General features: G+C 45.6%; 15 protein-coding genes. 9 read left to right on the forward strand and 6 right to left on the reverse strand.

The annotated features are described in order from the left end of the window. Nucleotides 1-45: 45 nt before the first annotated feature. The 4 genes from BM283_RS07055 to BM283_RS07070 all read right to left on the reverse strand — a co-directional run bounded on the left by BM283_RS07055 (nucleotide 46) and on the right by BM283_RS07070 (nucleotide 3,569). Nucleotides 46-1,389: a hypothetical protein gene (locus BM283_RS07055; RefSeq protein ID WP_139225216.1), complete on the reverse strand. Its 1,344-nt coding sequence runs from the start codon at nucleotides 1,387-1,389 to the stop codon at nucleotides 46-48. Between the two features lie 354 nt (nucleotides 1,390-1,743). Beyond that, nucleotides 1,744-2,379, reverse strand: a complete 636-nt coding sequence (locus tag BM283_RS07060) for a C39 family peptidase (protein WP_217646468.1) — start codon at nucleotides 2,377-2,379, stop codon at nucleotides 1,744-1,746. Nucleotides 2,380-2,621: 242 nt separating this feature from the next. After that, a complete protein-coding gene (locus BM283_RS07065; RefSeq protein WP_090691406.1) occupies nucleotides 2,622-3,053 on the reverse strand; it encodes a hypothetical protein in 432 nt (143 codons plus the stop codon). Nucleotides 3,054-3,281: 228 nt separating this feature from the next. Next, on the reverse strand, nucleotides 3,282-3,569 hold the full coding sequence (locus BM283_RS07070) for a hypothetical protein (protein WP_090691409.1): 288 nt from the start codon (nucleotides 3,567-3,569) through the stop codon (nucleotides 3,282-3,284). 450 nt (nucleotides 3,570-4,019) lie between these two features. On the opposite strand from BM283_RS07070, the gene BM283_RS07075 reads away from it, so the two are divergent. Next, complete coding sequence (locus BM283_RS07075) at nucleotides 4,020-4,409, forward strand: hypothetical protein (protein ID WP_090691412.1); 390 nt, start codon at nucleotides 4,020-4,022, stop codon at nucleotides 4,407-4,409. 1,119 nt (nucleotides 4,410-5,528) lie between these two features. Here BM283_RS07075 and BM283_RS07080 read toward each other — a convergent pair. After that, nucleotides 5,529-6,227 (reverse strand): LuxR C-terminal-related transcriptional regulator, encoded by a 699-nt coding sequence (locus BM283_RS07080; RefSeq protein ID WP_090691414.1) that lies wholly within the window; start codon nucleotides 6,225-6,227, stop codon nucleotides 5,529-5,531. A gap of 2,310 nt (nucleotides 6,228-8,537) precedes the next feature. Between BM283_RS07080 and BM283_RS07085 the strand changes: the two genes are divergently transcribed. The 8 genes from BM283_RS07085 to BM283_RS07115 all read left to right on the forward strand — a co-directional run bounded on the left by BM283_RS07085 (nucleotide 8,538) and on the right by BM283_RS07115 (nucleotide 20,980). Then, nucleotides 8,538-9,245: an N-formylglutamate amidohydrolase gene (locus tag BM283_RS07085; protein ID WP_090691418.1), complete on the forward strand. Its 708-nt coding sequence runs from the start codon at nucleotides 8,538-8,540 to the stop codon at nucleotides 9,243-9,245. A gap of 220 nt (nucleotides 9,246-9,465) precedes the next feature. Next, a complete protein-coding gene (gene relA / locus BM283_RS07090) occupies nucleotides 9,466-11,697 on the forward strand; it encodes a GTP diphosphokinase (protein WP_090691423.1) in 2,232 nt (743 codons plus the stop codon). A 360-nt stretch (nucleotides 11,698-12,057) separates the two neighbouring features. After that, nucleotides 12,058-13,365 carry a M18 family aminopeptidase gene (locus tag BM283_RS07095; RefSeq protein WP_090691426.1) on the forward strand — a complete coding sequence of 436 codons (1,308 nt, stop codon included), beginning with the start codon at nucleotides 12,058-12,060 and terminating at the stop codon, nucleotides 13,363-13,365. A 374-nt stretch (nucleotides 13,366-13,739) separates the two neighbouring features. Beyond that, nucleotides 13,740-15,731 carry a transketolase gene (gene tkt / locus BM283_RS07100; protein ID WP_090691428.1) on the forward strand — a complete coding sequence of 664 codons (1,992 nt, stop codon included), beginning with the start codon at nucleotides 13,740-13,742 and terminating at the stop codon, nucleotides 15,729-15,731. Between the two features lie 409 nt (nucleotides 15,732-16,140). Further along, nucleotides 16,141-16,491: a DUF488 domain-containing protein gene (locus tag BM283_RS07105; RefSeq protein WP_090691431.1), complete on the forward strand. Its 351-nt coding sequence runs from the start codon at nucleotides 16,141-16,143 to the stop codon at nucleotides 16,489-16,491. A gap of 534 nt (nucleotides 16,492-17,025) precedes the next feature. Next, nucleotides 17,026-17,157, forward strand: a complete 132-nt coding sequence (locus BM283_RS20330; protein ID WP_302848282.1) for a hypothetical protein — start codon at nucleotides 17,026-17,028, stop codon at nucleotides 17,155-17,157. A gap of 134 nt (nucleotides 17,158-17,291) precedes the next feature. Beyond that, the gene (locus BM283_RS07110) at nucleotides 17,292-19,697 is read left to right on the forward strand and encodes a Lon protease family protein (protein WP_090691434.1); all 2,406 of its coding nucleotides are present in this window, start codon (nucleotides 17,292-17,294) and stop codon (nucleotides 19,695-19,697) included. A gap of 86 nt (nucleotides 19,698-19,783) precedes the next feature. Beyond that, complete coding sequence (locus BM283_RS07115; protein ID WP_090691437.1) at nucleotides 19,784-20,980, forward strand: hypothetical protein; 1,197 nt, start codon at nucleotides 19,784-19,786, stop codon at nucleotides 20,978-20,980. Nucleotides 20,981-21,071: 91 nt separating this feature from the next. On the opposite strand, the gene BM283_RS07120 is transcribed toward BM283_RS07115, so the two are convergent. Next, nucleotides 21,072-22,187 (reverse strand): endo alpha-1,4 polygalactosaminidase, encoded by a 1,116-nt coding sequence (locus tag BM283_RS07120; protein ID WP_217646469.1) that lies wholly within the window; start codon nucleotides 22,185-22,187, stop codon nucleotides 21,072-21,074. Nucleotides 22,188-22,335: the final 148 nt, after the last annotated feature.

Genomic DNA, 22,335 nt, shown 5'->3' on the forward strand with positions numbered 1-22,335 from the left:
TAGAAATTCTAAAAAATTTCAGCAATCGACCCAAACATAGCCTTTCTAATTTGACCTGAACATCTGGTTAAACGGCACGTCGAATCTGAGCGGAACCGCTACACTGACAAAATAATCAGGCGCGCTCTTGGTTAAACCAATACCTGCTATCGTTGAGAAAAATAACCGCCCGGCAAGAATGGAAGAAGCACCGAGTGTAAATATACTACTGATTGCATCGGACCCCGGGATTGAGTTACCAAACAACTTGGTGTGATCTATAAAATTTTGTTGTAAGCCCAAACTTAATGAAGTTTGCGGACTAGCGGCAAGCGTGGCACCCAACGCTAAGCTATACACATCGCCTGGTTCGACATGATCTTTTTTAAAAGATGTCCTGTAACTCACTGTGCTCGTGAAAGCTAACGGATCCTGACGCTTAAGCGCTGTTACTGAAAAGATCAAATCATTAAAGCTAGTAGGCAAACCTTCAGCTGAAGTATTATTGCGTATTTGTTTGCTGGTATCTGTATCCCAGGTCACTCGGCCAATGATATCCGGTAGCCAGCCGGTTTCTCGTAACAAAGTCTTGGCAAGACCGACACGAATATCGCCTAGCATATGAGTAGTATTTTCCGTTTCTTGATTAGCTACCACAGTAGACTGATTGATCACCCGGGTTGGTATACTAAGTTCTGCCTGAGTCTCGAAAGGCAGACCAAGTCTAAAGAAAACCCCTGCTTCGATATTATTTTGGCGACTTTGAATATTGGTAGCGGCAGCGATATTACCTGCTGGATCCCTGAGCAAGATAGGTTGCTCATTCTCCAAACGAGCATAATTCACGAAGGGTTGAATTTCTGCTTGACCAAATGGCAATAGTAATGCTCCTGTCTGAACCAATGTGCGTTCCAAGGCTCTCTCTGCTGCTTCCTCATCTACTTCGAAACCACCAGGACCTTTTTTGCTTTGTGCCACGGTAGCGGGTGGTATTTTTGTTGCAGCTTCATCAGCTTGAGTCTGGCGAACAGGCTGGTCGCTAGTAGCTTGAGTGGATGGTGCTGCAGGGGGTTGAGCAGCCAATGCAGACTGAGAGCTCTGCTGCTCTGTTCCTGCAGGTTGGTCGGTAGTCGCTTTGCTTGGTGGTACTGCAGCGGATTTAGCAGCGGTTGCAGATTCAGAGCTCTGCTGTCCTGCTCCCACGCGCTGTTCCAGTTGCTGAACACGCCGCTGGAGATCTGTAATCACCTGATCGCGTTCCTGGAGTTTTATCATGAGTTGATTGACCAATGAGGCTTCCGTTGCCTCTTGCGCCCAGATACGACTGACCGGATTGACAAGAAAAAGACTGGCGCTCACTAATAAAACCCCTTTAATCCGACTTTTTTTCGATTTATGGATGCTTTTCATTACTCGTCTTCCGGTTTTAAGCAAAAAAATCACACAAAGTTCAATACAGCTAAGCTCCAGATTTTTATCATACCAATATTTTTTTATCATATATATACAAATACCCATTACCGAGAAATTATTTTTGCTCGAGAGTGAATGCTTTCTGAGTAATGAGTATCTGTATAAAATAGAGTCTTGAAAAGCCAATACCTATCTACTCAACTAATCCTAATCCGGGCACATTCAAATCAATAGATTATGTACGCAGAGCTTTAACAGTTTTGCCACTAAATCGATGTTAAAATTTGTTACTTTATGATAAATATAAATTTTACGCGCATCACTTCCCAAGACACTCGTAATGCTTGCAATTTATCGTAACATAACAAACTCCTCTGCTCTTGGTTTAAGCAGATTAGACGTGGGAACACCATCAGTCCGGGCGACTACGAAACCGACTCTACCGATTTGCGGAAAATTTATCCATGCATTTTCGAATTGCTCGATCAACAACGTGCGGTTACCCCATGCTGGATCGGCAAGTAATACACGATTGCCTTTTATTCCCCGAAAAATAACAAAATGGTTATATCCCAACAAATTGACAGGAACAATAATAGGCGCATTCTTTACTAAATCATCAAGCGTGAGCTTGCCATAGCCGATGCCCTCATAGCCACGTTTATCGGCATAGCGTTTTAAATCAAGTATGGAAAATCCCTGACGAATATTGACCAGTTGAGGATTCTTTATGTATTCCTCCCGCGTCATCAGCATTTTCGCTACCTGTTTCTCGGTAACCATATCATCATGCTGAAAATTTAGCAAAGTCGTTAACGCAGCAGCGCCGCAGCTAAGATCCCATTTCTGCACAACTACATTTTCCCGGCGCATTTCAAAAAGAGATTTAACTGTTCTCGCATGCGCCAGATCCGCAATACTTATAGTCAGAGTAACAATACAGATTAATCTTAAGGCTACAGGATAAATGGATTGAAATAGTTGCATCCGCATTTCTCCTCTTTTTATCAAGCTGTAATTTCTGGCAAACGATCTGAATGTTATGTTCATGCTTTGTCTCACTGACGCTGGGTTTAAAGGGAACAGATAGCGCGCGGTAAATTAATGCCAGCAGAAGCGAGAGTTGCTCGCCCTATACTGTAATTTTTCCCGCCCACATGTTTGCTGTTATGTAATCTTTGCGTGTTATCAGCTTCAATATTGAGACTGCTGCAAGCTTTACTAGCTCACTAATGGGGCGGAATGTCGATCGCAATAACCGTTATACGTTCAGTTGAGCTAGAAAATGTCGGAGTGCTTATATCATGTCCATTGCTATGTGCGATCACTTTGTCCCCCTGAGCAGCATACGCAGTCTGGACATCGGTATAGGAGCTCGAGCCGCAGCAGGCGAGAGCGTTCCCGGAACCTTTTCCTATCAGAACATTGCCTGGCGGTGTGCTCTTGATAAATGTCGAGGTGCTGGTAGAGGTATACGCATTGGGGCTGTCTGCTGCGGCAACGGCGCCAACTCCTACGGCCAAGTAGGAACCCGCTGTGGCCGCATCCATCTGTGCGTCCGTCAGTCTCACCGGTTCCCCCGCCCATAGTGTTGCCGACTTTACCAGGGCAGTGAAAATCACGACATTAAGTACCGGACGTAAATGCAACGTTGTGCTCATAATTTCTTCCCTCCATAATTCTGTTAGAGTGTTTCAGAATGTTTTGCGTTAGTAATAATTCCTAACAGGTAAGTGCGAACATGCTCGTGACAGCAGTTCCTTGTCTGAAATCACGCCGCAAAAAGAACTTAACGATTCCTTTGACGCTACCAGGAGTTCTTTGCCTCTAAGTTTAACGGGTGTGAGCTCTGGCAGCAGACCTAAATTAATGCATATTTTGGATTGGGTCTAATGTGGTGTAGGAGGAACAGCCACCACACTGGTAGATGTACTGTCCGCACCACAACAGGAGACCGATATCACGATTCCCTCAGCGGGGGTTTTCGAAAAACTGGTAGAATGACTTGATCCGATGCCGGATGCGTCGATGTTAACCGTTACGCTGCCGCCGCTAATGTTATCCATCTGTGCTTCTGTCAGTTTCATAGATTCTGACTGCTTAGTAACTGTTGGTTCTGCTTGAGCGATGGAAGCCATCGCAGTAAAGGCTAAACATAAAAGAAAGGCTGTTCTCATCAATCTTCTCCTAAAAATGTTAAATAAAGTATGTAACACCATTTCTGCCTCTACCTTGCGCCCGGTGTTTTCCCCAGTTTGCTGCAAGTATTAGATGAAGCTAGAATTCATAAATTTAATACATTGGCTTTATTCTGAGGATTCTATTTTAGTTGTATATGAACTACTACTTTTGATGGAGCAGGCATCAATGACGAGGCAATGTCACTGAAGAGTTAGTCAGAATACGTGTCTCAAGTGGCATGCAAGAAGTATTACCCTATTCATAGTACTCCTATTGGCATATCGATATTCACCTTAAGTTGATTAAACGATTTACGGATTGGCGAGATCAGGCGAGAGAATCATACTTTGTCTCATCCGGCTACATTAAAACTCGCGGGAATGCTCGAGCAAATGGCCGGTCTCGAGGTAAGTGCCCGTCAATCATATTTACATTAGGAGAACATCATGAACTTTAAAATGAAAATGACTTCTTTACTTGCTAGTGTAGCTTTACTTGCTGGTGCAGGTATTGCCAATGCACAGGAACCTCTGCGCTTGAGCGAAACCTCTATGGATAACATCACGGCTGGTACCTTTAATTATCCTACGTTCACCTCGAATGTATCCAAAGATTGGAATCTCTCTGATTATAGTTACATTGGCGCAAAAACTAATATTATTAGTGATCCGTATATCAAAGATATGACAGCACATGCAGAGGCTCAGGCAGGCTGTCAGGCGGGTACTACCTGCCTGGCTACAGGCGGCGCTATAACCCAAACGGGAGATTACTATCACCCAACACTATCCATTAGCACAAGCACCTCCTCTTCTTCCGGATACCCTCACTACTAATATTTGGGGATGGAATCAATTTGCCTTTCACCGCAGAACGACTATTGCTGAAGTAGCTGTGGCTTAAGGCAAGCTGAGTAGGTTGTTAAGCCTCATGTCATTGGCATGGGGCTATTTTCATACTGCCAGTTACAGGGTAAAAATAGGTTCAGCGGATATGAGGTTGCAGTTCTGAGTGGATGGCAGCAGTAAGGATTGACTCAACCTCATGTTCTTACAATGGGTCAAGGAAGGAGCAGGTGGCCTGCGAGCTACCGCCTGCAGGATGAGTACAAAACCGGATAACTGGATTTTAAAGTAACTGCAGGAACGATGGGGTAGTAACCTTAAGCTGGACTAGCTGGGACTCAAAAAGCTAAAATCTGCGTAGCTTATTCTCGAGGAAAAGCTGACTATGAAATTGCTTACCGAATGATATAAAGCGAAATTGCTTGACGTGCTTTCCTGCTAAGAAAAAATGATTATTTTATTATCAGCCTCTTGCTGGATGCTTGCTACGCCAAGTGACATGTCCAGCTTTCTGAATTCCCGCCACATCAAGATCTTCGATTGTGCCGAAGTATTTGCTGACCCTTGATGTAAACGTATACGCCCATGCGCATATGGGGGACTGATGCGTAGGATATATCTAAGAATCACGTCAGCAGATTACACATTCGCAGAAAAGACTTGATTACCAGAGTGAATAGTATAAGACGGCCACAGCATTCGGTGATGTTAATCTTATGGCTTGACTAGGGCACTGCTAAGCAAGGGCTGCTCTGGCCGGATTTGGTCGCTAGGGTAATATAAATAGTGAAGCTGGTGGAAGCAACAGTAGTAGCCCGCTTGGCAGCGGCTTCTAAGATCTGCAGAAATCGCTGATTTTGACTAAACCCCAAAACCCCCTCAGATTTATTGGTTGAGTGGGCTACGGAACGAATTTTACTAGGAATGGACTAGGTGCTCGAAATATTGAGCTTCAGGGCCTTATCTATAATCAGCTGCGGAAAATCCCTTGGCCTTAACGCTAGGAATGGTTTGATGAATGCAGCGCCGGCTCGATATGCGCTTTGATGTTTCCTCTTTCTTGCTCTCTCACTAATTCCAGCCCTTCCGCAAACTAACCATAACAGATATTCAATGTTCCATGCTGCTTATTTGAGAAGCAAGAAAAGCTGCATGAGTACGATTGGTTGCCTTAAGCTTTGCCATAATCTCTCTCACATGAACCTTCACGGTACACTCTTGCATTCCGAGCTCATAAGCAATAAATTTATTTGACTTACCTTGCCGCATAAGCTCGAACACCTCCAATTGTCGCGATGTAAAGGTCCGCAAGACTGCTGGATCAACCTTGCCACCGTTCGGGCGCTCCTCTGCGATGGGCTTTGTGGCTTTTTCGATTATCTCCAAAAGAGCCTTAGATGGAATAATCGAGCCACCTGAGATGACAAGTCGAAGTGAGTGGATTATCTTGGCCGGGTTGAAGGTCGATGAGATGTAGCCGCGGACTCCGATTTGAATAGCATCCAGAATATCAGCAAGCTCATCGCGATCAGAAAGAAGTACTAAAGGCGAGTCGGGATGCTTGTGTTTCAGCTGTTGAATTCCGTTAGAAATATGATGCTCGCTGACGCGGACTGCACCAAGATTAATGAGGATCATTTCTATTTTATAGGGAGGTTCCAGATAATCGGCCACGAACTCATCGATTCCCGGATAAGATAAGATAACAAAATCATCTGAAAGTGTTGTTAGCAGATGTGAGATGGACATCCGCGTCAACGGCCGTGAATCAATCAGTGCTACTCCGATCTTATTTGTCTTTTCACACATAATGCTTATCTCTAATAAAATAAGCACTCTTTAATACCAACAGTAATTTATCGGCTAAGTATTGCTCAGTGTTATTTATCTCATAATTAATATTATTCTCTTGGCTATGAGTATTTACCATTTTTTTCTCTCCTCTCCCACACTCACTATTGATTATATGAGGTCCAATATTAATCTCAGGTCGAGCTGAAATTGTTCATGCTATTAGAAAATACTGAATGAAAATTTTTTACTTTAATTATTTCAGTACACATTCTCGATGCTTAGCAACTGCTGTTCTTGAGTTACCTCGGCCGTAAAAGCCATATGTAATTTCTAGTTGACATCACTATTTCTTGATGGCAATATTTATTGCAAAGAGCAGTAGAAATAGCGTAGTAAAATTAGAAAAAAATGGTAACAAGAGACCCTTCGGGCCTGTTCCCTTTTCTTCATCAAGACTCACTGTAATTTTAATCTCACTACACTCAGGTCATCCTTATTATTTAGAAGACTTCATGCATCATACCAAGGTACACGAAATATTCTGATTAAAATCAATCGAGTTTAATAATTAAAATTCTAAGGAAGTGAAATTCTAAGGAAGTGCAAAGTGAGTGCGCAATAATGCAATTGCATACAATTTAATATAAATTTCAGCTAGAGCTAGAGCCATGAATCACTAGTTTGTTAATTCCAACTGAGCTGCTCGGCTTTCGAAATCAAGGGGAGCGAAACTTTGTATTCATCATCACAATAGAGCAATAACTCTCCCTTAATATCGTATCGCGCGCTTTTATGAAATTTGAAATAAGAGATAGCAGCTTGGGATAGTGTGGGTTAATAAAGCGAATGGTGGTTCGGACCGAATTCAATACAACTATGATTTGCCATAATCTGGCAGCATATTTCATATTGCGACGGATTATCTTATCGGCTTGCACATTCCGTACGTCTAATAGGATCGATTAAGTCAAGCGCTATTCAGTCTATGAATCGGCAAGATAAATGGCGTTTAGATAGATCCAATAACAACCGCGGGTTCAATATCAAACCAAGCAGGAATGCCCGTTTTTACTTTTCAAGCATTGCTCCTAAATCAAATTAAGGTTTCTGCTTATTATAATTTTATCTAAAAAAGAATAATTTTTGATTCAAACAGGTGGAATTTGAAGTTACTAACATAATGTGAATTGCGAGCTGAAAAGGAGCAGTTCACCAATAATGTTAAAGTATTACGGAAGACATCATCCAATCTCAATCAACCAAAGTCATGAATGAGCCGGCAGGCCCGAGTCATAACGATTGATCTCTATGTTTTAAGGATTATCAGAGAAAGCTTTGGCTTTATAGTCAAAGAGTGAGCCATTACGCGGATTCAAGCTTTAGTGACGAAAAAGTAACCGTACTCTGCCTGTTCGGTGTGGTAGGCAAGCATAGAGCGGATCAATGGTATTGATGAGCATACGGATCGTCATTAACGCGCTTGGTTTGCCTGACTTCCGAGTGATGGGAATTATATTCAGTGCCGGAACCGGCTAGTCGATATGCTTGCACCCTTGTAGTGCTGATTCAGCAGGAGCGCGAGCCAGGGCAAGCCTGGCCTAATCAATTCATTGCCGGTAGTCCCGTGGCCAGGCAAAGCCATTGGTTTAACACGTGTGTAGCGAAACAGTTGGCGAATTCAGGTAACTGCTCAACCAAGAAGTTGTACTATCATGGTGTGCAGAGCTCACATATGAGGGCCGTCAATCAGACTCATTACCTCTCCCTGCATACATCGGCGTGAGTAGCGTCGCAGTCACGATGGTAAGATATTTGATCAGATTCGGCTATAATTGCACGACAGTGAACTGTGTGGCGATAGAGCTTGTTAATGACGCGGCGCGGAGAGGTCAGACAAGCCCGTAATCCGACCGTCTAAACATTGGCTAAAAATATAGAGGGCAGCACTATCTGGAAATACAGGATAAATCGTTGCTGTAGCGGTCTCGCGCGTTCGACAACCGGTTGAAGCGATTTGCCTTGATTGAAGAAAAGATAGGCCTTGGAATATACCCAGAAAGAAAGTTTGTTCTTATAAGGGAGTTGTGGTACATGCATTCGGAAAGCTGGCTGTGGCTTTGTTTTTTTCTGGAATTTTTACGAGTTAGCTCTTAATGCACATGCCAGTTAAACTATCTCTTTTAGCTGGGGTACCCAAATAGATTGGACCAATCACTTAATTTCGCCGGTTTTTCCTTGTCTTATTTTTCAGACTGCCTACGGTTCGCCTTTCTGCCATATCTGATTTGGAAACGGAATTATTAAAAGACAAGCTGAGAAGAAAAATTGGCCTTAACAACTCATTTTGTCATTAGCTGCGAACATGGTGGTAACCGTATCCCGACTCAGTACCGCCATCTATTTCATGGATTTGAGGTTTTATTGTATAGTCATCGGGGCTATGATCGTGGGGCATTGCGCATGGCAAGAGATCTGGCTCAGTTATTGCACGCTTCCTTGTTTGTATCGACTACTAGTCGTTTGCTGATCGATCTTAACCGCTCTATTGGCCATCCGCAATTATTCTCCGATGCGACCAAAAATACATCGACTACTATTCGGCGAGAGATTCTGGTACGCTATTATCTGCCTTATCGTAATCAGGTCGAGCAAACTATTGCTGAAGTAATAAATAGGAAAAACCGCCAAGTCATTCATATTTCTTCACATAGTTTTACGCCTGTGCTTGATGGAGAGGTACGTCACGCTGATATCGGTCTTCTTTATGATCCATCGAGACTGGGAGAACGTAATTTATGCTATCGTTGGCAGGCATGCCTCAAAGCAAAAGGACCCGATTTAACCATTCGGCGTAATTATCCGTATGCTGGTAAAGCGGATGGCTTAACGACTTACTTGCGTCGTCAATTTCCAGAGGAGGCGTATTGGGGAATCGAGTTGGAAATCAACCAGAAACATGTTGCTAATGGTAGACAGCACTGGCAGGCGCTGCGTCATTTAGTGCTGCAAACTCTCCATGATGTGGTGGGATGAAGCATTGATGACTATGTTTTATCCATTTCTAAATCAAAACTGACATTGTCGGCTTCACCTTGCCGTATGATTGAGATTGTCTGCGGTTCGCCTTCGCGTCATTTTTGATTTGGAAATAGAATAAGGTCGTCCTGGCGTATGGCCAAATGGTGGACAACATGATGGCGCTTTTTAGAAGCGCTCAAAATAACCTCCCGCTCGAAGGATCCATAAGCGTTCTATGGTTTTAACACGTAGCCTATCTCTTCCCTCCGCTGCAGACTATACCGATACCGAAGCCTGGCTGGATAAGCTGGCCACGCAATTTGCGCCAGCTGATATCACGCTGTTGCGCCGGGCTTGCGCGATGGCTGCTCCATTATATGAAGGGCAAGCCACGCTGAACGGTACGCCATTATTGCAGCATGCGATAGGCGCAGCCTCTATTCTTATTGAGATGCGCATGGATGCCGAAACCGCCGCGGCTACGCTGTTGCACGCCGTGCCGGATTATGTGGAGGATTGGTATGCGCAAATAGAAAACCCATTCGGCACGAATATCGCCAAGCTGGTGGAAGGGATCTCGCGTATGGAACAGATCCGCCAATTCAGCGAAATTGAGCAACTTGACACATCAGATAACAAAGTCGGCCAGGCTAGGCAGATCGAAAGTCTGCGTCAGATGCTGCTCGCGATGGTGCAAGATATCCGTGTTGTGCTGATCAAGCTGGCTGAACGCATGCAGACCATGCGTTATCTTGCCGGTGCCAGCAGTGAATTACAGCAGCGTATCGCTTATGAGACGCGTGGTATTTTCGCACCGCTTGCCAATCGGCTGGGTGTGTGGCAGATCAAATGGGAATTGGAAGATCTTGCTCTGCGCTATTTAGAGCCGCAGCTATATAAAGAAATTGCCCGCCTACTCGACGAGCGGCGCGTGGATCGCGAGCAGTACATCGATGAAGTAATTGCCCAGCTCAGGCAGGAGCTGTTACAGGCCGGCATCAAGGGTGAAGTCAGTGGGCGACCCAAACATATCCATAGTATTATCAATAAGATGCGGCGGAAGAATCTGAAGTTCAGCGAGCTCTACGACATACGCGCAGTACGTATCCTGGTGAACGACATTAAGGACTGCTATGCTGCGCTGGGTCTGGTGCATCACCTGTGGCAGCCAATTCCCGGCGAGTTTGACGACTATATCGCGCGTCCCAAGAGCAACGGCTACCGCTCACTGCATACTGCGGTGATCGGTCCACGCGGCCTGGCGCTCGAGGTGCAGATTCGTACTCATGATATGCACTACAACTCCGAGTTGGGCGTAGCCGCACACTGGCGCTACAAGGAGGGCGGCAAGTCGAATAGCAAATTCGATGAGAAAATTGCCTGGCTACGTCAGATTCTGGCGTGGAAAGAGGAAGTGAGCGACGGGGGCGAGCTGCTTGAGCAATTTAAAAGCGAGCTTTTTCAAGATAAGGTATTCGTGCTGACACCGCAAGGTAAGGTGATCGATCTCCCCAAGGGTTCGACGCCGATCGATTTTGCTTACACGCTGCATACTGACCTTGGCCACCGCACACGCGGTGCCAAAGTGGACAGCAGAATCGTCCCGCTCAATACGCGCCTACAGAATGGACAGCGTGTGGAAATCCTCACTTCCAAGTCAGGCACACCCAGCCGTGACTGGCTTAACCCGGCGCTTGGCTATCTGCAAAGCCCGCGTGCCCGTGCCAAAGTTCGCTATTGGTTCAAGCATCAGAACTTCGAGGAGAATGTGGCCATCGGCCGCGCCAAACTGGAACGGGAACTGCATAGGGCAGGTGCCGGCAGTATGAATCAGGAAAAACTGGCGCAGAAGCTGCATTACAACCATCTTGAGGATTTGCTTGCTGCTATTGGCCGTGGAGATGTCAGTGAACACCAGATTGCTCTTACCATTCAAGAGGCTGCATTGTCCAAGCCTGCGGAATCACTCCCGGTTTTGGCTGCCAGGCACATCTCTGCATCCAAGGTGCCGTCAGGCATTGTGGTCGAAGGCGTCGGCAACCTGCTCATCAATCTGGCCAGGTGCTGCCAACCCTTGCCGCCGGATGACATCGTCGGCTATATGACGCGGGATCGCGGAATGAGCATTCATCGTCAAACCTGTCCTTTTATCATGCGTTTGCCAGAAGACCGGCATGCGCGCTTACTGCACGCGCACTGGGGGGGTAACGCAAATCTTGCTACCAGCGTTGATATTGAAGTAGAAGCCCATGACCGCCAGGGCTTGCTGCGCGATATCAGCGATCTGTTCGTGCGCGAAAAGGTGAACGCTACCAAAGTTAACGCCACTAAAGCTAATACTCTCGGCCATGGCAATATAGCAAAGATGCAATTTTCACTTGAGATCGTCAATCTGAACCAGCTGCAACGCCTGCTCGCACTGATTCGACAGCTGCCCGACGTGATGATAGCGCGGCGGCGGGAGTAGGACATGTATTCTGCAGAGCATTTGCAGTATAGCCCACCTGATGTAGCGCTGAATAATAGCGCGTAGGGCGTATTTTCTTAATGCGCCGCATGTGTCTTGGAAAGCCTGCAAATTTCAAACTTGTCATATATTTAAATCGATTCTGGAGTCCTTGCTCTCTCTATTTCTGAGCTTCCTCGCAGAGTATCTCAGTGTATTTTTGGTCTAAAAAGTAACAATACCTCTCGTTGTTAACATTTTTAATGCTCAATAAAAGAAACTTTTAATCGCTCAGTAGCGAGTTTGACTAAATATCCGGCTTTACGTATAGTTAAAAGATATCGGTTTTTTATTATAAATGTCTGAATATAAACATAAATTATGACAATTAAGCAGCGCGTGCAGCATTTACTGGATTTTATCGACAACAGCCCGAGCCCTTGGCATGTAGTTGCCTCGATCGAAACGGAGATCAAGGCATTTCAGTTTGTCCGGCTTGACGAAACTGCCAAATGGTCATTACAAGCGGGCGGCCGCTATTATGTGGTGCGTGACGATTCTTCGATCGTCTTGTTCGTGCTGGGACGCAAAACACCTGCCGACGTGGGTTTCAAGATTATCGGAGCACATACCGATTCGCCGGGGTTACGGATTAGACCGAATGTTGCTCCAGCAAGCGATGGACTCGCGCGGCTCGGTGTCGAAATCTATGGCGGACCCATCCTCGCAACTTTTGCCGATCGGGACTTGAGTTTGGCCGGGCGGGTCAGCTATACCGATGAGAAGGGGCGTCTCGCACGTAAGCTGGTGCGCTTTCAGCAGCCGTTATTGCGCTTGCCAAATTTGGCGATACATATGAACCGGGGTGTCAATGAAGATGGCCTAAAGCTCCATAAACAAAACGAATTGCCGCTGTTATTTGCACAATTGACCAGTGACCAGCTGCCGCAGCCTTATTTTATGACGTTGCTGGCACAGGCGACAGGCATCAGTGCATCCCAAGTATTAACATGGGATTTGGCGGTGTACGATACCCAAAAAGGCACGTTCTGGGGCGCAAATCAGGAATTTTACGCTAATAGCCAGATCGATAACCTGGCTTCCTGCCATGCCGGACTGCAAGCTTTGCTGGATGATGCCGTGCTGAGTCATGCCGAGAGCACGTTGGTCTGCGCCTTTTTCGATCATGAAGAAATCGGCAGTGAAAGCCATGTGGGTGCTGCCGGCAGCTTTTTAGCTGATGTATTGCAGCGGATCAGCATCGCTACATCTTCGGATTGTGAGGATAAGGCACGTGCGCTGGCTCAGAGCTTTTTGATCAGTGCGGATATGGCGCACGCCTTCCACCCCAACTTCCCCTCGGCCTATGATGCGGATCATAAAGTGTTCGTCAATAAAGGTCCGGTGATCAAATCCAATGCGAACCGCCGCTACAGCTCCGAAAGTATCTCCATTGCACGCTTCATCCAGTGGTGTGAGGAAGCGGGTATTCCCTACCAACGCTACTCGCACCGTTCAGATTTACCCTGTGGCAGCACGATCGGGCCGATGACCTCGGCAAAGCTCGGCATACGTAGTATAGATGTAGGTTGTCCGATGTGGGCGATGCATAGCATTCGCGAAAGCGCTGGCGTGCAGGATCATGAATCTATGATCAGAGTACTGAAACAGTTTTTTATTGATGATTAAGTGAGCGCCAAAAGCAGCTCTCATTTATTCCTACGTATTTGCACGTATTTTCTTAACCAGTTTATCTCGATAAACTATTGAAGTATTAGGGTTCAATAAAAGACGTTTATTTTTCTGATACGCTGTGGGCCATACCTGAAATTTGTAGCTATCAGTTTGGTCGATATTTTTAAGCCGTATGTCGTTATTGTCGGTGGCGGTGTGAGTGAAGGCTACTATAATCAGCTGTCATGCTAAGGTCGGACATCTGGCACAGGCTTTAAGGTGTCGCTGCTTGACGTCAGAATATCAAAACTGGAATAGGTATTGACGTGAGCATGATCTGTGTGGTCATGTTAGCCTGAATTGCCACCAAACTTCCACAAGGAGGTCATGTGAACTCTCTAGATGAACTTTGCATCAATACGCTGCGTTTTCTCGCGGTCGATGCCGTTGAGCGCGCGCATTCAGGTCACCCTGGGCTTCCGTTAGATGCAGCACCCATGGCTTACGTTCTGTGGACACGCTTTCTGCGGCATAACCCAAGAAATCCTTCATGGTTAAACCGTGATCGCTTCGTATTGTCGGCCGGGCATGGCTGCGCATTACTCTATGCGTTGTTGCATATGACTGGATACGATCTCTCGCTCGATGATCTGAAGCGTTTCAGGCAGTGGGAATCGAAGACGCCGGGACACCCGGAATATGGTAAGACGCCAGGCGTCGAGGCGACAACAGGTCCGCTAGGGCAAGGATTTGCCATGGGAGTAGGCATGGCTCTCGCAGAACGACATTTGAGCAGTTGTTTCAATCGCCCGGGCTTTTCACTGGTCGACCACTATACTTATGCCATTGTATCGGATGGCGACCTGATGGAGGGGATTTCCTCCGAAGCGGCTTCGCTGGCAGGTACCTTAGGTCTGGGCAAACTGGTTTACCTGTACGACAACAATCATATTTCTATTGAGGGTGACACCGATCTGGCCTTTACTGAGAGTGTTCAGCACCGCTTCGAGGCATATGGCTGGCATGTGCTGCCAGTTGCTAATGGCAACGATATTGATGCCATCGAACACGCGATCCAAATCGCCCGCAGCGAATTGTCTCGGCCTTCACTGCTGTTGATTCGAACCCATATCGGTTATGGGAGCCCCAAGCAAGATACCGCCAGTGCTCACGGCGAGCCGCTTGGTGAAGAAGCATTGAAGGAAACAAAGAAAAAACTTGGATGGCCCTTGGAGCCGGAATTCTATATTCCTGAAGAAGTACAAGCGCATTTTCAGGTAGCCCTAACGAAGGGCACTCACTGGGAGAAGGAGTGGAACGAGATGTTCGACGCTTATCAAAAAGAACATCCGGATCTGGCGGCCACCTTGCGGCGCTTGCTGCATCACGAGCTTCCAGGTGGCTGGGATGATAATCTTCCTTTGTTTTCGACTAAAGACGGCCAAATGGCTACGCGAGACGCTTCCGGCAAGGTGATGAATGCCCTTGCGGAAAAGTTACCGGTATTGATCGGGGGTTCGGCGGATCTCAGCCCCTCCACGAAGACCACGCTAATGGGTTATAGCGACTTTGGCTTTGATCAGTTCTGCGGTCGCAATATCCACTTCGGCGTTCGCGAGCATGCAATGGGTGCGATCGTCAATGGCATGGCGCTTCATGGCGCAATCCTGCCGTATGGTGCGACGTTTTTGATTTTCTCTGATTATATGCGTCCGCCCATACGTTTGGCTGCGCTGATGCAGACGCATTCCCTTTTCATTTTTACGCATGACAGTATAGGCCTTGGTGAGGATGGTCCTACGCATCAACCCGTCGAGCAGTTAGCCAGTCTTCGCGCCATTCCGGGTCTCGTCGTTATGCGTCCGGCTGATGCCAACGAGACGCGTGTATGCTGGCAAATTGCCGTATCTCATCACGGTCCTGTGGCACTGGTACTAAGCCGTCAAAAGCTGCCTGTTCTTGATCCAAGCCGCCATCCTATTGTAGCTGGTGTGCCACATGGCGCTTACATTCTTGCGGAAGCACAGGCAGACCGGCCGGATTTGATCCTGATTGGAACAGGCTCTGAAGTTTCTCTCCTCTTACAAGCGCGTGAAAGGTTGATTAAAAAGAATGTGCAATCACGTGTGGTTTCGATGCCATCCTGGGAGTTGTTTGATGCACAACAGCGTGACTATCGAGAAAGAATCCTGCTGCCCGGAATACCTAGGCTTGCAGTGGAAGCGGCTGCACCTCTTGGCTGGCGCAAATATGTCGGTGATGCCGGCGACATCATCTGTATGAATCGATTTGGCGCTTCGGCTCCAGGCGAAACTGTGATGCACGAGCTCGGGTTCAATGTGGAAAATGTGGTTACACGCGCGATGGCATTATTGTCGTGACCTCAAACATTCTCCTGGATATACTCATTTAATTGCCCAAAAGCTACGGCTGTACCACAAAGGGTGCGTATTAAGGACGCGTACCAAGGGTGCGTGTAAACTGCGCTCACTTTTCGAGATCGAAGACTGTGTTGCTACCTGCCTATGTCATCCTATGTCTGAATTAACCCTGACGCGAAGGTGAGCCACAGACAGTATCAATCATACGGCAAGAAAAGTCGGAAAAGCCAAGGTTGATTTAGAAATGGAATAACTTCCAGTGCGTGATGATGATCTACAAATGATGTGCTAGAGTATGCTGTGAACTGCAAGGTGGTAATGTAGAGGTGCTCTATGCAGCTTTGAAAAAATTGACCTGCTTTCTGATGTGGCAGTTTATAGTCGATTGTTCTTCTTGGGGGATTGAGAAATGATCAAGTTAAAGCGAGTATATGATGTAGCAGACACTACTGATGGGCTTCGCTTTCTCGTGGAGCGCTTGTGGCCACGTGGTATCAAGAAAACCGACTTGAAAATGGATGAATGGCTGAAGGATATTGGACCCAGCCAAGAACTCCGCCGATGGTTTGCTCACGATCCGAAGAAATGGGATGATTTTCGTAAACGATACTTCGCTGAATTAGATTCTAGGTCAGAAATATGGGAACCTCTTGTTACCGCTGCTCAGCATGGAACAGTCACCTTGATCTACAGTTCGCGCGAGCCCGCTTACAATAATGCTGTTGCACTGAAGGAGTATCTCGAAGAAAAGATAAAATGAAGATTTTATGCGGTATGCTGATAACAGTATCGCTTAAACAAATCGATAGAAAAGGCACGCATTTAATTGCTTATCATGATTTTGTCTTTCAATCTGACAATTCTAATTATCATTAATTGGCATTATTATCGCTGAGAGGCATTGTGTCATGAGTGTTATAAGCACTTCACAATGTGGTTGGATGAAGTATGATGTGGTTATAGCGCATCTCTTCTCTATTACTGAGTTGAATTAGATACGAAGAAGATATCATTCGGCAACGGTAGTCGTGTGTGCAGGGGGGATCCCGTTATCATTCCCAGCGCTGAAAGTATCAGCGCTGGGCGGCAAGATATTTCTAAGTTATATAGCGCTGACCAGCGACACACAAATTCTGGTGAATGAACCGTTAGAAAAGCGGTTGTGAGGGTGCCTGTTTATGGTGCAGCGATTCGGGCCGGCTTCACCTTGCCGTATTATCTGTACTATCTGCAGGTTCGCCTTCGCGTCATTTTTGATTTAGAAATCGAATAATACCCCATACTGGTGAATAAAATGGAAATGTTTACCGCGGCGGCTGATATGCAGACTAGTGTCACTATGCACGTCTTTCAGGCAGATTGCCCGATGGCATTGAATAAAGTGATAGGTGCCGAATATCAGGGGAAACAATTAGATTTTAAATGATCGATACAACTATCGGTAGAGAGCATTCGCGCAGTGAAATAATATGCTATTCATTTATAATTCTGTTGTCATGCCTTATTCAGGCTGATCTAATTGGGATGGCATTATTTTTAATCTAATTCCTTTATAAAACAATGGCAACTATTCTTCCTCTGGAACCGCAACGGTTATATTTATCCTGTGACCTCGATCAGTTCACATTTCAGACTACGGCAGAGGTAACCGATCTGACGGAAATTATTGGTCAGGCTCGTGCAATGGATGCAGTGCGCTTTGGCTCTGGCATTCGCCGCGAAGGATACAATCTTTTTGTGCTGGGCCCATCCGGGATGGGCAAGCATAGCTTAGTCCAGCAATTACTTGAATCAAAAGCAAGCAAGGAGCCTGAACCGCCAGATTGGTGCTATCTGAATAACTTTGCCCAACCACACAAGCCCAGAGTACTTAAGCTTCCTTCCGGCAGAGGAGAGGAACTGCGGCAACACATGGAGCGATTGGTGGATTATTTACGCAGCGCCATCCCGGCGCAGTTTGAGAGCGAAGAATACCGCAACAGGGTGAGCGCAATTCAGCAAGAATTTAATGAACTGCAGGAACGGGAGATAAGAGAATTAGGAGAAGAAGCTGAGAAGAAAGAGATCGTTTTGCTACGTACACCAGAAGGATTTGCGCTGGCGCCGAGCCGTAATCGGGAAGTGATTCCGCCAGAAGAATACGACAAGCTGCCTCAGGAGGAAAAAGATCGGATAGAAGCCGCCATTATTGAATTGCAAGCGCATCTGGAAAAAATTCTAAGCCATCTGCCCCAGCGTCGTCGCGAGCGTAGTGAACGCATCAAGCAGCTAAATCGCGATATCATGCTCTCTATCGTCGAGCATATGATTAACGAGTTGCGCGCGATCTATACAGATTTACCTGACGTGCTCGACTTTCTGGATGAGGTGCAGCAGGATATGGTAATGCATGTGGATGATTTCCGCAAACCCGAAGAATCCGTCAACATTTCCGGCATGACGGTGATCACTCACCAGACATTTAATAATTATCAGGTCAATGTGCTCGCCTCCAATCATAAAAAACCTGGTGCGCCGATCATCAGTGAGGATAATCCGACCTATAGCAATTTGCTTGGGCGAGTGGAGCATGTCTCCCAGTTTGGTGCGCTGGTGACCAATTTTACGCTGATTAAACCGGGAGCATTGCATCGTGCTAATGGAGGCTATTTGTTGCTGGATGTACGCAAAGTGCTGATGCAGCCATTTGCCTGGGAAGGGTTAAAACGGGCGTTACAGTCGCGCAAAATTCATATTGAATCACTGGGACAGTTATACAGCCTCGTCAGCACCGTATCGCTCGAGCCAGAGCCGGTTCCATTGGACGTGAAAGTTGTTTTATTTGGTGATCGTTTATTCTATTACTTGTTACAGCGATACGATCCTGAGTTCAAGGAGCTGTTCAAGGTAGCAGCCGATTTCGAAGAGACGATCGAACGGAATGCCGAATCCCATATGCTTTACGCACAATTGATTTCTACGCTGACGCGCAAAGAGAAGTTATTGCCTTACGATCGCTATGCAGTCGCCAGAGTGATCGAACATAGTGCTCGCCTAGTGGGCGATTCGGAGAAGCTCTCCATGCATATGCGCAGCATTGTCGATTTATTGCATGAGGCAGATTATTGGGCGCGTGAAGCAGGCCATGAGGTGGTGCAGTCCAATGATGTTCAGCAGGCCATTGATTCCCAGATTCACCGTCAGGATAGGGTGAGAGACCGGCTATACGAGGCAATTCTGCGTGAGACTTTGATGATCGATACCCAAGGGACGGTGACAGGACAGGTCAATGGTCTTTCGGTGATCGAGCTGGGCGGATTTGCCTTTGCACAGCCGACCAGAATCACCGCCACGACCCGATTTGGCAAAGGGGATTTGATCAATATCGAGCGTGAAGTTAAGCTCTCAGGGGCGATTCACTCTAAAGGCGTGTTGATTCTTTCTTCCTTTCTTGCTGCACGTTATGCAAAAAATCAACCACTGGCGCTGTCCGCCAGCCTCGCGTTTGAACAATCTTATGGCATGGTGGAGGGGGATAGCGCTTCATTAGCCGAATTGTGCGCATTGCTTTCCAATTTGGCGAATATCCCGATCGATCAATCGTTGGCGATAACCGGTTCAGTTAATCAGCTCGGTCAAGCACAAGCAATTGGCGCCGTCAACGAAAAAATTGAAGGATTTTTTGATATCTGTGCTGCACGTGGCTTAACTGGCAAACAGGGTGTATTAATTCCCGCTGCCAATGTCCAGCACTTGATGTTGCGTCAGAATGTGATCGAGGCCGCAACCGCGGGTAAATTTCATATCTATGACGTAGAAAATGTCGACCAAGCCATTACACTGCTGACTGGCGTATCAGCAGGCGAAGCTGATGCTAACGGAATCTATCCTCAAGGCAGTATTAATCACCAGGTAGCAGCACGACTCGCAGAACTTACCGCGATCGGTAAGTCGTATGTGCAGGTGCAACAGCAGGGTAAAAATTAGAAAAGATCAACTTGATTTCGATTGCTTTATTAAATTGGAATGTTTAGTTTCTGATACTTTTCAGGCACTCAAGATCCAGGATTTCTATGTTTCCAATTGAGTGCTCTTGCTGCGGTTATGCTGTATCTATCGAAAATATCAGCCAGGATCAGAAATCCGACAAGACTCGCGGTTTTTGTCCACATTGTAAAAAATGGTTTCCTATTTTGCTCCCATCAATTCGCAAGAAATTGATTTATCTGGATCAGTGGTTTTTTTCGGCTGTGTGTATTGAAGCTGATAAGCCCGAGTCTCAACATGCACTGCGTCTTTTTTCTAAGCTTCAAAAATTAAAAAAACAACAGAAGATTTTTGTAGTTACTTCTGAGATTCATAGTCGCGAAACATCTGCTATCCCTGAGAAATATGTTGAAAATAGAGAAAAACTCTGGCAATTACAGAATGATCTGGCTAATGGATTCATTTCACATAATTCAGAAGAAGTATTTGTCGCTCAGTGGAGAAGAATACTTACCAGTCAGGCGAGCCACGATTCTTTTCCTACTGCCGACATCGGGCTTGTGAATCCTCATCAATTAGAGATAGGCGTGAGGATTCAGCTTACAAACCACTGGCGATTAAAGTTACATCGGGATAATGCACGTCCACCTGACATAGTTAATCAAGAGATTCGAGCAGTCTTACAAAGACAATTGGAGAATATGTCAAATTGTAGAGATGTTTTCGAATGCTTGAGTTATGTTCGCGCCCATTGGAGCAAGGATATTCGACAAGGGATTGCATCGTGGCGGCAGCAGCGTAACCTACATCTTCTGATGGAGCATATCGTCAATCAGCTAGAAGCAGGGCGAATTCCTGCTATCCCTGCACGGGAAAAACTTGCACCATTTTATCGAATTGTTCACGAAGTAGTTCAGGGGCTGGATGAGGAATCCACACTTAAGCGATGGTTGGAATTATTAGAAAACAATTCGGCCAACAACTTGTGCGCCTATATCAGGATTAGGAGTGCTCTCGAAGCAGCGTTGCTTTGGAAATGTCACATAAGCGGAGTTCTCATCAATAATCAAAGAAAATTCCATGCTAAATATGGCCTTTCTCGTCAAAATGATATCGATCATATTTCAACATTTGTTCCCTACGTTGATGCTTTAATTACCGACGAAGATACGCATAATTTTTGTAAACTTGAAGTGGTCGCTAATGAACTGAAGCAATTCCCATGTAAAATCTTTTCTATGGAAAATTACAGCGACTTCGATACATGGCTTGATAACTGCTAACCAATCTCACAAGCTTAGAGCGTAACTGGTTTTTTTCCTTATGTATGTAGCCATCTCTCCAAACTTGTGAGAAGTTATTCAGTATTCATCTTCAAAAACAACTAAATCGTTGACTATCATCTAAATCTTTTGACAGAATCAAGGTGCTGAATTGTGCACCCTTAGAAGAATCACAAAGCGCCTGACGCTCAACTGGATTATCTAAATAGCTTTGTTGATATTCTGCATTGAATACAGGTTTGCCGTTTGCAATAAAGCCGGTTAGCATATTACATTCATGGAACTCATGACATTGTTCATTAACACTAAAGTCAAAATAATTAATTAAATCAGGGGTTTGTTCCATATCATTTTTAAGCCCAACCGACAATCCTCTTTTATGTGCTTCATTGGCAATAAACTTATTAAATGCCAGCTGATCCCTGGCGCTTATATCAAAGCCGGAATTATTGGCATACGCATCCATATTATCTGGTTCCACGCCATCACACCCTTTTAGCAGAGCCAAGTTAAGACGTGAGATCATGATCTCCGCTACATTGTGTGAACGAATATCAAGCCACCGCTCATCCGGCTTATCGACTAAAGTATTGCCCAATTCAGCAGCTTTGAATTTATCTTTATCTTCTCTAGAATCTTCAAAGCTACCTGCCGAGAAATAACAGATGACCTTCTTGCCAGAAGCTTTGAGTGTATTAATCAAGGATGGGGAAGAATTAAATAGATCAATATCATAAAGTTTAACCGGGTGATTTGTATTGACTTCACCTTTCAGCTGCCATTGCCAGGTGGTTGCAACAGGAGGTTTGTACCAATCACCGGTAACAGGTGGTGCATCAGGATCAAGTAAGGGTGCTTTAGAAAGAATAAATAATTCAATATTGGAGAAATCGCTGCTATTTGTATCATTATGTGCTTTTACCGCAACAATGAAAGCCGCGCCATCCCATAATTCGATTGAACCGGATGTGGTGTTACCCATGTCAACACTTTTAATGCTTTCGGGTCCGGTAAAAGGAAAAGGCGCATAAAATAACTGATAACCACTGGCATTTGGAACTGAAGACCATGTAACGGATACCTTGGTGCCATCTTGCGTCACTAAAATAGCAGGTGGCTTTAGTTCATCCGCTAAGGCAAGGCTGCTATTAATTAATAGAAGAAAAAGCATCAATACGATTTGCATGACATTATTATTTGTGCGCATAGTCTAATTAAATGCAAGAGTAAATAAACAATAAAATGATTGATTGGGATTCAATCTCATAAATGTCACTAAAGGCAAATCAGAAGCAATAAATCAAACTTGCCTAACTTTATTACGTAATTAATACTAAGAGATAAAAAATAGGGAG

Source organism: Nitrosomonas sp. Nm34, assembly GCF_900113925.1.
GTDB lineage: Bacteria > Pseudomonadota > Gammaproteobacteria > Burkholderiales > Nitrosomonadaceae > Nitrosomonas.

Coding starts and splice junctions, on each gene's coding strand:
- BM283_RS07070 (WP_090691409.1), bottom strand. CDS start 3,569: ATGAGAACAGCCTTTCTTTTATGTTTAGCCTTTACTGCGATGGCTTCC.
- BM283_RS07105 (WP_090691431.1), top strand. CDS start 16,141: ATGATCAAGTTAAAGCGAGTATATGATGTAGCAGACACTACTGATGGG.
- BM283_RS07095 (WP_090691426.1), top strand. CDS start 12,058: ATGACAATTAAGCAGCGCGTGCAGCATTTACTGGATTTTATCGACAAC.
- BM283_RS07065 (WP_090691406.1), bottom strand. CDS start 3,053: ATGAGCACAACGTTGCATTTACGTCCGGTACTTAATGTCGTGATTTTC.
- BM283_RS20330 (WP_302848282.1), top strand. CDS start 17,026: ATGGAAATGTTTACCGCGGCGGCTGATATGCAGACTAGTGTCACTATG.
- BM283_RS07055 (WP_139225216.1), bottom strand. CDS start 1,389: ATGAAAAGCATCCATAAATCGAAAAAAAGTCGGATTAAAGGGGTTTTA.
- BM283_RS07075 (WP_090691412.1), top strand. CDS start 4,020: ATGAACTTTAAAATGAAAATGACTTCTTTACTTGCTAGTGTAGCTTTA.
- BM283_RS07110 (WP_090691434.1), top strand. CDS start 17,292: ATGGCAACTATTCTTCCTCTGGAACCGCAACGGTTATATTTATCCTGT.
- BM283_RS07080 (WP_090691414.1), bottom strand. CDS start 6,227: ATGTGTGAAAAGACAAATAAGATCGGAGTAGCACTGATTGATTCACGG.
- BM283_RS07115 (WP_090691437.1), top strand. CDS start 19,784: ATGTTTCCAATTGAGTGCTCTTGCTGCGGTTATGCTGTATCTATCGAA.
- relA (WP_090691423.1), top strand. CDS start 9,466: ATGGTTTTAACACGTAGCCTATCTCTTCCCTCCGCTGCAGACTATACC.
- BM283_RS07120 (WP_217646469.1), bottom strand. CDS start 22,187: ATGCGCACAAATAATAATGTCATGCAAATCGTATTGATGCTTTTTCTT.
- BM283_RS07060 (WP_217646468.1), bottom strand. CDS start 2,379: ATGCAACTATTTCAATCCATTTATCCTGTAGCCTTAAGATTAATCTGT.